This window comes from Actinokineospora sp. NBRC 105648 (assembly GCF_030269645.1).
In the GTDB taxonomy this organism is placed as follows: domain Bacteria; phylum Actinomycetota; class Actinomycetes; order Mycobacteriales; family Pseudonocardiaceae; genus Actinokineospora.
Genome location: NZ_BSTR01000085.1, coordinates 1 through 11,882 on the forward strand (window position 1 = coordinate 1; position 11,882 = coordinate 11,882).

At 69.8% G+C, this 11,882-nt stretch carries 12 protein-coding genes; 5 read left to right on the forward strand and 7 right to left on the reverse strand.

Annotation, left to right across the window (positions count from 1 at the left end; all coding sequences use genetic code 11):
• Positions 1–212 precede the first annotated feature (212 nt).
• Both QSK30_RS35980 and QSK30_RS35985 read right to left on the reverse strand, forming a co-directional pair.
• Positions 213–815 (reverse strand): hypothetical protein, encoded by a 603-nt coding sequence (locus tag QSK30_RS35980; RefSeq protein ID WP_285509890.1) that lies wholly within the window; start codon positions 813–815, stop codon positions 213–215.
• Between the two features lie 102 nt (positions 816–917).
• On the reverse strand, positions 918–2,063 hold the full coding sequence (locus QSK30_RS35985) for an acyl-CoA dehydrogenase family protein (RefSeq protein WP_285509891.1): 1,146 nt from the start codon (positions 2,061–2,063) through the stop codon (positions 918–920).
• Between the two features lie 88 nt (positions 2,064–2,151).
• Between QSK30_RS35985 and QSK30_RS35990 the strand changes: the two genes are divergently transcribed.
• Together QSK30_RS35990 and QSK30_RS35995 are read left to right on the forward strand one after the other, a co-directional pair.
• Positions 2,152–2,754 carry a TetR/AcrR family transcriptional regulator gene (locus tag QSK30_RS35990; protein ID WP_285509892.1) on the forward strand — a complete coding sequence of 201 codons (603 nt, stop codon included), beginning with the start codon at positions 2,152–2,154 and terminating at the stop codon, positions 2,752–2,754.
• Between the two features lie 192 nt (positions 2,755–2,946).
• Positions 2,947–4,263 (forward strand): citrate synthase, encoded by a 1,317-nt coding sequence (locus QSK30_RS35995; RefSeq protein ID WP_285509893.1) that lies wholly within the window; start codon positions 2,947–2,949, stop codon positions 4,261–4,263.
• Positions 4,264–4,338: 75 nt separating this feature from the next.
• Here the strand turns inward: QSK30_RS35995 and QSK30_RS36000 are convergent, their stop codons facing one another.
• Positions 4,339–4,866: a hypothetical protein gene (locus QSK30_RS36000; protein ID WP_285509894.1), complete on the reverse strand. Its 528-nt coding sequence runs from the start codon at positions 4,864–4,866 to the stop codon at positions 4,339–4,341.
• A gap of 96 nt (positions 4,867–4,962) precedes the next feature.
• Here QSK30_RS36000 and QSK30_RS36005 point away from each other — a divergent pair, with 96 nt between their 5' ends.
• Complete coding sequence (locus QSK30_RS36005) at positions 4,963–6,315, forward strand: cryptochrome/photolyase family protein (RefSeq protein WP_285509895.1); 1,353 nt, start codon at positions 4,963–4,965, stop codon at positions 6,313–6,315.
• A 64-nt stretch (positions 6,316–6,379) separates the two neighbouring features.
• Here QSK30_RS36005 and QSK30_RS36010 read toward each other — a convergent pair whose 3' ends face one another.
• From QSK30_RS36010 to QSK30_RS36025, 4 genes are all read right to left on the reverse strand, one after another.
• On the reverse strand, positions 6,380–6,721 hold the full coding sequence (locus QSK30_RS36010; protein ID WP_285509896.1) for a hypothetical protein: 342 nt from the start codon (positions 6,719–6,721) through the stop codon (positions 6,380–6,382).
• A gap of 87 nt (positions 6,722–6,808) precedes the next feature.
• The gene (locus tag QSK30_RS36015) at positions 6,809–8,338 is read right to left on the reverse strand and encodes a hypothetical protein (protein WP_285509897.1); all 1,530 of its coding nucleotides are present in this window, start codon (positions 8,336–8,338) and stop codon (positions 6,809–6,811) included.
• Between the two features lie 3 nt (positions 8,339–8,341).
• On the reverse strand, positions 8,342–8,644 hold the full coding sequence (locus QSK30_RS36020) for a type VII secretion target (protein WP_285509898.1): 303 nt from the start codon (positions 8,642–8,644) through the stop codon (positions 8,342–8,344).
• A 17-nt stretch (positions 8,645–8,661) separates the two neighbouring features.
• Complete coding sequence (locus QSK30_RS36025; RefSeq protein WP_285509899.1) at positions 8,662–9,093, reverse strand: YbaB/EbfC family nucleoid-associated protein; 432 nt, start codon at positions 9,091–9,093, stop codon at positions 8,662–8,664.
• 182 nt (positions 9,094–9,275) lie between these two features.
• Between QSK30_RS36025 and QSK30_RS36030 the strand changes: the two genes are divergently transcribed.
• Positions 9,276–10,184, forward strand: a complete 909-nt coding sequence (locus tag QSK30_RS36030) for an ABC transporter ATP-binding protein (protein WP_285509900.1) — start codon at positions 9,276–9,278, stop codon at positions 10,182–10,184.
• Positions 10,181–11,368: an ABC transporter permease gene (locus tag QSK30_RS36035; protein ID WP_285509901.1), complete on the forward strand. Its 1,188-nt coding sequence runs from the start codon at positions 10,181–10,183 to the stop codon at positions 11,366–11,368. The genes QSK30_RS36030 and QSK30_RS36035 overlap by 4 nt, the downstream gene beginning before the upstream one ends.
• Positions 11,369–11,882: the final 514 nt, after the last annotated feature.

Below are 11,882 nucleotides of genomic sequence, written 5' to 3' on the forward strand. Positions count from 1 at the left end.
TAGAGCACCGCGGTGGTGAAAAAAGGGCGGGTGAAGGGCATCCCCACCACACGGCAAGTTTAGCGGTGCTCTCCCCCCACACGAAGGCAGTCCACCCAATCGAGCACTGGCGTAGCGGGTGTTGCGTCCCAGCGAGCTCGACATTTAGAGACTTAAAGATTTGAAGACAGAGATTGAGAGATTAGAGGAGAAGCCTTGGAGCGCGCAGTGGGTCATGCCGCGTTCTCTATGATTTGGTTTACGGTGCTCTCCGGGTTCTGGCCACAGGCGTATAAGACGCTGGCCACGATGTAGGGCTCGTCTTGCCTGCGCTCCTGTCCCCTGTCGTGGTAGGCCCGCACCAGTAGTGTCCGCTGTTCCGGTTCGGTCAGTGCGAAGAATGTTCGGCACTGGGTCGTGCCGTCCAGTTCCGGTTCCGCCGACAGGTTCACGTACAGCGCTCGTGCTCCGATGGCCAGGCCCACCAGCAGTACGGCGCCGCCCGCCCACAGTGCGAGTTTGCGCGGGCTGGGCCTGTTCCTGTTTGGTTCTCGGTGTCCCGCAGCGGGTTTGACCAGGGCGGCGACTGTGTCCCGGAAGACCGGGTCGTTGGCGAACTGGTGGTTGAGCAGGTCCACCAGGGTTTGTCTGCGGTAGGCCGAGTGTGGGTCGGCCTCGAACAGGTCGAACGCTTCCGCGTTGCGGGTGCGGCGGAGTCTGCCGATGACCGCGTCGTACAGGGTGTCCGCGTTTCGTCTGTGCGGGCCGTCAACTGTGCGGGTTACCAGCCGGGTAAGGACATCCACTACGTGTTCGGCCAGGATCGGCTGGTTCATTGATCACCCTCGTCGCCCGACAAGACAGTGGTCGCCATATCGAGGGCATCGTCGGTGGCGGTCGGTGCGTGAGGGGGGTTACCGCGCGGGTTTGCGACTCCGTCATCGGGTGCGGAGCTGGCGGGCGATCACCATGCGCTGGATCTGGTTGGTGCCCTCGAAGATCTGCGGCACCTTGGCCTCCCGCATGTACCGCTCCACCGGGAAGTCCCGCGTGTAGCCCGCGCCGCCGAGGACCTGGACGGCGTCGGTGGTGACCCGCATGGCCGCGTCGGTGGCGACGAGTTTGGCGATGGAGGCCTGGCGGAGGAACGGCATGCCCCGGTCGCGCCTGCGAGCCGCGTCCAGGTAGGTCGCGCGGGCCGATTCGACGGCGGCCGCCATGTCGGCCAGGAGGAACTCCAGGCCCTGGAACTCGATGATCGGCTTGCCGAACTGGGTTCGCTGCTTCGCGTACTCGACCGACTCGTCCAGTGCGGCCTGGGCCAAGCCGACGGCGCACGCCGCGATGCCCAGCCTGCCCGAGTTCAGCGCCGTCAGGGCGATCTTGAAGCCCTGTCCTTCGGTGCCGAGCAACCGGTCGGCGTCGACCCGTGCGTTGTCGAACATCACCTGGGTGGTCGGTGAGCCGGTGAGGCCCATCTTGCGTTCCGGCGGCGCGAAGCCCAAGCCCGGTGTGCCTGCGTCGACCAGCAGGCAGCTGATGCCCCGGTGGCCGTCGTCGGAGGTGCGCACCATCGTCGTGTAGAAGTCCGCCACACCACCGTGGGTGATCCACGCCTTGGTGCCGTTGACCCGGTACGCCTCCCCGTCGCGCACCGCCTTGGTCGACAGCGCTGCCGCGTCCGAGCCCGCCTGGGTCTCCGACAGGGCGTACGCGCCCAGCAGGTCGCCGCCGAGCATGTCCGGCATGAAGCGGTCGCGCTGTTCGTCGGTGCCGTGTTCGGCGAGTGCGTAGCAGGACATGGTGTGCACCGACAGGCCCACGCCGACCGTCATCCACGCCGCCGAGATCTCCTCCAGCACCTGCAGGTAGACCTCGTACGGCAGCGCCGCGCCACCCCACTGCTCCGGGTACGGCAGACCGAGCAGGCCGCTGCGGCCGAGCAGTCGGAACTGCTCGCGCGGGAAGCGGCCCTGCTCCTCGTGCTCCGCCGCGATCGGCGCCAGCTCCTCGCGGGCGATCTCGCGGGTGAGCTTGAGCAGGTCTTCGGCCTCAGTGGTGGGCAGCAGGCGCTCGGCAGGCATCGGGGGGCCCTCCGGGGGATACCAGAACCAGTACTCCAGGACGCTTCACAGTACTGTCCCGACCCCTGACCTGTCGATACTCTTGGGTATGACCCGCCCCCGCCCGACCGCCCGGCACGCCGCGCTGCTGGAGCAGCTCCTCGGCCTCTTCCTGGCCGAGGGCTTCGCCGAGGCGACCATGGACGACTTCGCCGCGCGCCTGCGCTGCTCGAAGTCGACGCTCTACGCGCTCGCCCCCAGCAAGGAGCAACTGGCGCTCAAGGTCGTCGTGCACTTCTTCCGCACCGCCACCGAGCGGATCGAGAAGCGGGTCGCCGGGGCCGCCGACGCGCGCGAGCGGATCGCCACCTACCTCGCGGGCGCGGCCGAGGAGCTCGGGGTCGCCTCGCCGCTGTTCGTCGCCGACGTGGCCGCCTTCCCGTCCACCCGCGCGGTCTACCAGCGCAACGCCAAGGCCGCCGCCGACCGGATCCGGGCGTTCATCCTGGAGGGCGTGGCCGACGGCCACTTCCGGGCCGTGCACACCACGATGGTCGCCGAGATGGCGGGCTGGCTGATCGAGGGCATCCAGTCCGGGGTGCTCGGCGCCCGCGCCGGGGTGAGCGACGCGGTCGCCTTCAGTGTGCTGGCCGACCTGCTGCTCGGCGGCCTGACCCAGGCGGGCACGGCTGAATCGTGCCGTGGCCTGTGATACGTGTCCCAACAGTGCCCGCGGGCCCCGGCCACGGCTGTCCGTAATGCGCGCGGAGCACTAGCGTATGAGGCTCAGGACCCCAATGGGGCGGTGCTGCGCTGCGGCGAGATCGAGCCGCGTTCGCACCCGACCAGGGCCGTACCGGCTCGGCCGTCACCGCCGCCCTGCCCGAGTGTGAGAGGTACTTGCATGCCCGACGGGACCGCTGTGCCCACCGGCACCGAGCACACCGCCGCCCTCCGATACCCCGGCGGCGAGCACGAGATGGCGGTCGTCACCGCCACCGAAGGCACATCAGGGATCGACCTGGGCAAGCTGTTGGCCAAGACCGGCCTGGTGACCCTGGACCCCGGCTTCGTCAACACCGCCTCGTGCTCGTCGGCCATCACCTACATCGACGGTGACGCGGGCATCCTGCGCTACCGCGGCTACCCCATCGAGCAGCTGGCCGAGAAGTCCAGCTTCCTCGAGGTCAGCTACCTGCTCATCTACGGCGAGCTGCCCAGCCAGGCCGAGCTGGACGAGTTCACCCACAAGATCAGCAGGCACACCCTGCTGCACGAGGACCTCAAGCGGTTCTTCGACGGCTTCCCGCGCGACGCGCACCCGATGCCGGTGCTGTCCTCGGCGGTGTCGGCGCTTTCGACGTTCTACCAGGACAGCCTCAAGCCGTTCGACTCCCACCACGTGGAGATCTCCACGATCCGGCTGCTGGCCAAGCTGCCGACGATCGCGGCCTACGCGTACAAGAAGTCGGTCGGCCAGCCGTTCCTCTACCCGGACAACTCGCTGGGCCTGGTGGAGAACTTCCTGCGGATGACCTTCGGCCTCCCGGCGGAGAACTACGACGTCGACCCGGCCCTGGTCAAGGCGCTCGACCTGCTGTTCATCCTGCACGCCGACCACGAGCAGAACTGCTCCACCTCCACGGTGCGGCTGGTCGGCTCCTCGGAGGCGAACCTGTTCGCCAGCATCTCCGCGGGCATCAACGCCCTGTTCGGCCCGCTGCACGGCGGCGCGAACAGCGCGGTCCTGGAGATGCTCGAGGGCATCCGCGACTCCGGCGGCGACGTCGACTCGTTCGTGCGCAAGGTCAAGAACAAGGAAGACGGCGTGAAGCTCATGGGCTTCGGGCACCGCGTCTACAAGAACTACGACCCGCGCGCGGCGATCATCAAGAAGACCGCCGACGAGATCCTCAGCAAGCTCGGCGGGGACGACTCGCTGCTCGACATCGCCAAGCAGCTCGAGGAGCACGCGCTGGCCGACGACTACTTCGTCAGCCGCAAGCTCTACCCGAACGTCGACTTCTACACCGGCCTGATCTACCGGGCCATGGGCTTCCCGACCAAGTTCTTCACGGTCCTGTTCGCCCTCGGCCGCCTCCCCGGCTGGATCGCGCACTGGCGCGAGATGATGAACGACCCGGCCACCAAGATCGGCCGCCCGCGGCAGGTCTACACCGGCCACACCGAGCGCGACTACAAGGGCATCACCGAGCGCTGACCCCACCACGCACGCGGCGCCGTCGATCCCCGACGGCGCCGTTTCGCGTTCGTGGACCAGTCCCAGCAGCATGTTTCAGGTCACTCGGCGCAGTTCCCGGTGGGCGGAGCTGACCGTGACGGCGAGCAGCAGCAGGCCGATCGCTACCCACTGCAACTCGACCGGTAGCCCTACCTGTGCTCCAGTGCCCGGCGACAGGTCGGCCCGGGTCGGGTCGGTGATCCGCTGGGCGTTGCAATAGACCGCGAAGCCCTCGGCCGGGATCACCGCGCGCACGAGGGTGAGCAGGTAGACGCCCACGTCACGGCTCGGGTGCGGGGCTCCGCGAGCCAGCCGTCTGCGGGTGAGGGTGAGGATGGCCGCAGTGGCCGCGACGAACACCAGCGTGGACCAGTGCAGCGCGCTCTCGCCGATGGTGTTGTCCGGTGCGAACCAGGCGTCAGGCAGGAAGGTGCGCAGGGCGGCGCGGGTGGCGCTCGCCCTGGGCTGCTGCTTGATCCACAGGATGATGCCCAGGACGAGGACCCCGAGCAGGGTGGAGGCCGTCCCGACCGCCATGACCGCCCGGCCGGGCGCGGGCGCTTCGGCGCTGTCGGCGGGCATCCGCACTCCCTTCGGTTCCCCTTACCATCTCGGCCGGACGCGGCGGACCGTTTCCTGCACTGCGTGGACCCGGTGCGTTGGGTAGCGTTGCGCGCCGTGGCTGAGTCTTCGGTGGTGTGGTTCCGACGTGATCTGCGGACCGGGGATCACCCCGCGCTGCTCGCGGCCAGTGAGCGGGGCAGGCAGGCACTCGGGCTGTTCGTGCTCGACCCGGAGCTGACCGGTCACTCCGGCGGGCCGCGGCTCGCTTTCCTCTACCGCTGCCTGCGCGACCTCGACGAGCAGCTCGGCGGGCGGCTCTTGGTCGTTCGCGGCGATCCCTCGGACGTGGTGCCCCGGGTGGCCCAGGCGGTCAGCGCGAGCTCAGTGCACGTGTCCGCGGACTTCGGTCCCTACGGCCGCGAGCGCGACGAGCAGACCGAGAAGGCGTTGGGGGACACCGACTTCGTGCGCACCGGATCGCCGTACGCGGTGGCGCCGGGGCGGGTGCGCAAGGGCGACGGTGAGCCGTTCAAGGTGTTCACCCCGTTCAGCCGGGTGTGGGCCGAGCACGGGTGGCGCAAGCCCGCGGACACCGACGCGTCCACAGTGGACTGGATCGACCCGGCCGAGAAGGACGGTGGGCCGCGTGCGGTCCGCATCCCCGACGACCCGGCTGTCGACGCGGAACTCCCTGTGGCGGGGGAGAAAGCGGCGCTGGAGGCGTGGGAGCGGTTCCACCACGAGCGCGTCGACGACTACAAGCGCGACCGCGATCGCCCCGGTGTCAACGGGACCAGCCGGATGTCGCCCTACTTGCGTTGGGGCTGCGTGCACCCGCGCACGCTGCTCGCCGACCTCGGCCGGTCCGAGGGCGCGCAAACCTACCGCACCGAGCTGGCCTGGCGGGACTTCTACGCCGACGTCCTCTGGCACCGCCCGGACTCCGCGCGCGGCAACTACAACCGCAAGTTCGACCGGATCGAGCACGACACCGACAGCGCGGCGGTCGAGCGGTTCGACGCCTGGTGCAGGGGCGAGACCGGCTACCCGATCGTCGACGCGGGCATGCGCCAGCTGCTGGCCGAGGGCTGGATGCACAACCGGGTGCGGATGATCGTGGCCAGCTTCCTGGTCAAGGACCTGCACGTGCCGTGGTGGTGGGGCGCCCGGCACTTCATGCGGCACCTGGTCGACGGCGACCTGGCGTCCAACCAGCACGGCTGGCAGTGGACGGCGGGCTCGGGCACCGACGCCGCCCCGTACTTCCGCGTCTTCAACCCCACCACCCAGGGCGAGAAGTTCGACCCGGACGGCGACTACGTGCGCAAGTACGTGCGAGAGCTGCGCGGGGTGCCCGGCAAGAAGGCGCACCAGCCCGGCTCGGTCGCCGGCTACCCCGGCCCGATCGTCGACCACGCCCACGAACGCCAGGTGGCGCTCGACCGGTACGGCCGCATCAAGGACTGAGTCGCCAAAACTGGGCTGCCCGGCTCCAGGCGGTGCGGCCAGCCTCGGGGTGGCGAGGACTCCGCTACCGGGCGATCCGCTCGATGTGCTCGAACACGTCGGCGTCGACCTCGCGCTGCCACGGGGCCAGCTCGTCCCAGTCGGCCGCCCGCGCACTGCCGTGCTTGTGCGCCTGCGCCAGGAAGCACAGGGCCACGAACTGTCCCTTTTGGACCCGGGTGAGCTTCCGGGTCCCGCCCAGCGCCACGAACTCGCGCACCTGGTCGGACACCGCGTTGGCCGCGTCCCGCTCCCACTCCGGCAGCTCTTCCCACGACGCGACGTCCGCCGCCGCGTGCGCTCCCGGGGAGTGCTCGCGCACCCCGTTGATCCACGCCTCGCGTAACACCTGGCCCGATTCGAGCACCGCGCACCCCTCTCGACTGCCGCGACGGTACCCCTCGAACAGCACGAGGGCCGCCGTCGACGACGGCGGCCCTCGTGCGAAGCGCTCTTACTGCGAGATCGCGGGCGAGCCCGGGGTGGCGCTGACGCCGCCCTGCAGGGCGGCCAGCAGCGAGCCCCACTGGGCCAGGACGTGCAGGACACCGGCGAGCATGTTGTCGACCGGCTCCCAGATGTTGTCGTAGCCGGGCACCTGGTGCTGCTGGAACACCGGGTCGGTCACGTGCATCATGCCCTTGGGCGGGAAGCCGTTGGCCGCGTTGGGGTTCTGCAGGTCGACCGAGTGCGGGTTGCCGCCGGAGGTCCGGTCCACGATCTGCGCGATCTGCTCCGGGTTGATCTTCGCCGGGTCCACCCCGTGGTTGATCAGGATCTCCACCGCCGCGCCGATCCAGCGGGCCCGGTCGACCCGGGACGCCGGGGCGCCGGTGGTCGGCGGCGGGCCGCTGGGCCCCCAAATCGGCGGCGTGCCGGGGCGGGTGCCGGGCAGCGTGGACGCGCCGGGGATCTGCACCTGGCCGACCGGCGTGGGCAGCGGCTGCGGGGTGTAGTTGGGCGGGCGCTGGGTGCCGCCGCCGGTGAGGTCCTGGTAGCCGGTGTAGCCGGGGACCGCGCCCTGGGCGTAGTTCGGCTGGGTGGTAGCGCTACCGGGCTGGAACTGGTCGTAGCTGTACCCGGGCGGCGCCGTCGAGGTGTAGGTCGGGCCGGACTGCCCGCCGGTCGGGTTGGTGTAGTTGTAGTTCGCCGCCGCGTCGATACCGGTGGTGTTGACCTTCGGCGGCTGCTGGGTGCTGGCCCCGGGGGTCTGCTTCGCCTTGCCGCCGATGGTCTCCAGCAGCTGCTTGACCGCCTTGGCCAGCTGGACGATCTTCTGCACCGTCTGCATGATCTTCTGCAGCGAGGAGATGAACTTCTGGATCTTGCCGATGATCTTCTGCGCGGTCTGCACGGCCTGGATCACCGACTTGGCGATGCCCTCGGCGATGCTGGCGCCGAAGCTCAGCCAGGCCTTGGCCAGCGCCTCGATGATGATCTGGATGACCTTCTGGACGCACTTGTTGATGAAGTCCAGGACCGTCTTGCGGACCTCGGCCAGCAGCTTGCCCGCGCCGCTGATGGCCTCGCCGACGCCCTTGCTGACCTCGGCCAGCGCGTCGAGCCCCTCGGCCTGGGTGGCGGCCGCGCGCCGGTAGGCGTCGCCCGCGGAGCCCTGCCAGCCGGTGGTCTGGGTCTTGACCGCCTCGCGGTACTTGCCCGCCGCGTCGACCAGCTGGTCGCCCGCGCGGACCCAGCCCTCGGCGCTCTTGACGATCGAGTTCGCGTCGCCGAGCAGCTTGTCGAACGGCTCCCGCAGGAACGAGATGTGCTGGATGATCCAGCCGAACCCGGCGCTGGAGGCCGCGCCGAGCGGGTCGCCGGCGATGTTGATGACGTCCATCGCCACGTTGGTGATCTGCAGGCCCGCGTCGAGCCAGTCACCCCGCTCGATGGCCGACTTGGCGCCCTTGACGTCGTTGTTCAGCGCGGTCGCGGCCTGCTGGCCGCTCGACTGGCCGGTGGTCGTCGTTGTCGTGGTCATCGCTCAGGCCTTCCCGCCGCCGAAGGTGGCCGCGTTCCCCAGATCGATCTGCTCGTAGTCGCGCGCGACGTCCTCGAGCCCCTTGCGGACGTCGTCGATCGCGGTGGCCACCTTGTGGATGCCCTGCAGCACGTCACCGCAGGCCGACAGGATCGCGCTGGCGAAGAACTGCCCGATCGCCCCGTAGGCGTTGTCGGAGACCGCTTGCGTCGCCCCCGTCGCCGAGTGCACCTGCGTCGAGCAGGTCGCGACGGTGCGGGCGTGGACCCGCATCTCCGCCACGTTGACGTTGAAACCAGTGCCCATGAGATCCGCCTTGAGGTCTAGTTCACCACTTCGGGAGGGTTGTCGAAGTACTCGTCGTCGGAGCGCTTCACGCGCGGCGTGGCCGCCGGGGCCTCGACGTCGTCGCCGGTGTAGCCCTGCGGCAGGTTCGCCTTGACCACGTCCAGCGCGGGCGAGTCGCCGACCAGCTCCTCCATCGCGGCGACCACCTGGGCGCTGGCGTCGCGCTGGGCCTGGCGGGTCACCTCCAGGATCACCCGCGCCAGCTGCTCGGGCTCGAGGTCGCGGACCCCCGGGCGCAGGAACAGGCCGGTGGTGGCGCCCCCGGCGCTCACCCGGACGGTGACGTCGCCGTCGGCCGAGGTCGCGGTGCCGCCCACCTCCCGCAGCGCCTTGTCGGCCTTCTGCGCACTCGCAGCGGCCTTCTGCAGCGTCTCGTCGTACTGCGCGAGCCACTGTTCAGGGTTCATCTCAGGCCCCTCCAACGGTCCAACCCGGATCATCCGCCCATCTTTGACGGAGCATCGCGCGTTCGGTTCCGGGACGGGGGGTAATCGGCCAACTCGTTTGCAGCCGCACCCGACCGGCCGGTAACCGGTCCCGGTCGGACCGGGATACTGGGTGTGGACGGGCCAACTGGGAAGGGGTCGGGGTGCCTGCTGCGGCGGTGCTGGAGGTCGACGCGATCGCCAAGCGGTACGGCGACGTCGTCGCCTGCGACCGCGTGTCCTTCGGGGTGCGCGGCGGCGAGCTGTTCGGCTTCGTCGGCGGCAACGGCGCGGGCAAGACCACCACCATGCGCATCGTGCTCGGCGTGCTCGCCCCGGACGCGGGCGAGGTCCGCTGGGCGGGCGCCCCGGTCGACCACACCGTGCGCAAGCGGTTCGGCTACCTGCCCGAGGAGCGCGGCCTCTACCCCCGGATGCGGGTGCTCGACCACCTGGTCTACCTCGCCGAGCTGCACGGTTTCGGCATCAACGACGCACACCGCTCGGCCGAGGACTGGATCGCCCGGCTGGGCCTGCGCGAGTACCGCCAGGTCGAGGTGCAGCGGCTCAGCCTGGGCAACCAGCAGCGCGTCCAGCTGGCCGCGGCGCTGGTGCACGACCCCGAGGTGCTGGTGCTCGACGAGCCGTTCTCCGGCCTCGACCCGCTCGCGGTGGACACGCTGTCCGCGGTGCTGCGCGAGCGGGCGGCGGCCGGGGTGCCGGTGGTGTTCTCCAGCCACCAGCTCGACCTGGTGGAGCGGCTGTGCGACCGGGTGGGCATCATCCGGGCGGGCCGGGTGGTGGCCTGCGGGACGGTCGCCGAGCTGCGCGCGGGCAGCGGCACGACGCTGGTGGTCGAGGCCCCGGCCGCGCCACCGGGTTGGGCCGACCGGTTGCCCGGGGTCACCGTACTCGACGTCCACAATGGACAAACCAGACTGCGGCTGGCCGACGGCGCCGACGACCAGCCGGTGCTGGCCGCCGCCCTGGCCACCGGTCCGGTGCGCGGGTTCAGCCACCACCGGCCCACCCTCGCCGAGCTGTACCGTGGCGCCGTGGGAGAGGGCCGGTGACCCCGAGCCGCGCGGTCTGGCTGATCGCCCGGCGGGAGCTGCGCACCCGCCTGCGCGCGAGGTCGTTCCTCATCGGAACGGCCGTCTCGGTCGCGGTCCTGATCGGCTTCGTCCTCATGCAGAGCACGCTGTTCGGCGGCGAACGGGTGACCAGGGTCGGCCTGGTCGGCCAGGCGACCGCGGTAGCGGGGTCACTGGCCGAAGAGGCCGGTTCGCGAGGGCTGGAAGTTCGCACCTCGACCCTGCGCGACCAACCCGCGGGCGAGGCCGCGGTCGCCGACGGCGACCTCGACGCGCTGGTCACCGGCACACCGGCGGCACTGCACGTCGTGGTGGACGAGACGCTGGACGAGAACCTGCGGCGCGCGCTGAACACGTTGGTGCAACGGGAAGTCCTGCGCGCCCAGCTCGCCGCGGTCGAGGAGCTCGACCCCGACCACGTGCTGGCCACCGTCTCCGACGCCACGGTGGACGTCCGCTCACTGCGCGCCCCGGACCCCGAGCACGACCAACGGCTCGCGGTCGCGCTGGTGATCGTCGCGCTGCTGTACATGTCGCTGCTGCTCTACGGAACGATGGTCGCCCAGGGCGTGGTGGAGGAGAAGTCCAGCCGCGTCGTCGAGATCCTGCTGGCCACCGTGCGACCGTGGCAGCTGCTGCTGGGCAAGGTGGTCGGCCTCGGCCTGGTCGGCCTGGCCCAACTCACCGTGGTCGGCGGCGTCGGCGTGGCCCTGGCCGCCTGGGCGGACGTCCTGACCATCCCGGGTGCTGCTCTCGGCACACTGCTGTGGGGCCTGCTCTGGTACCTCCTCGGCTACTTGTTCTACGCGGCCGTGTTCGCGGCCGCCGGGTCGTTGGTGTCGCGCCAGGAGGAGACCCAGTCGGTGCTGCTGCCGATCACCTCGGTACTGGTACTGGCCTTCGTCCTCGGCTTCGGACTGCTCTCACGAGCACCGAACGCCAGCGCCACGGCGGTCTTGTCGGTGCTACCACCATTCGCCCCGGTACTGATGCCCGGCCGAATCGCCCTGGCCACGGCGACCGGCTGGGAGATCGCCTTGGCGGCAGCACTGATGATCGCCTCGGTGGTGCTCCTGGCCTGGCTCGGGGGACGGATATACGCGGGCGCCATCCTCCGCACGGGTGCCCGCCAACGCTTGCGCGAAGTCCTACGCGGCCACTGACCAGCCGACCCAACCCAATCCACAACCTCCAAATTCCCCAGGTCCAGGTCCAGGTCCCTGCTCCTGTCCCTATCTCTTTCTCTTTCTCTTTCTCCTTCTCCTTCTCTTCAGTCCCTAATCTTGAAATCTCTAAATGCCGATCCCGCTGGTACGCAACACCCGCTACGGACATGCTCGATTGGGTGGACTGCCTTCGTGTGGGGGGAGAGCGCCGCTAAACTTGCCGTGTGGTGGGGATGCCCTTCACCCCACGCTTTTTCCCCACCGCGGTGCTCTAGGGGCCCCACGCGAAGGCAGTCCAGCCAATCGAGCCCGGCTCTTACTCGGGCAGCTCGTGGGGTGTGCCGCACACCGACCTACGGTCGACCGTCTTCGGCGGCTCATCGCTGGGGCTGCCCGAGGAAAAGACGAGGGGCTCGATCTAGTGAACTCGCTTCGTGCGGGGCCCCTAGAGCACCGCGGTGGAGAGAAAAGGGCAGGGTAAGGGCATCCCCACCCACGGCAAGTTTAGCGG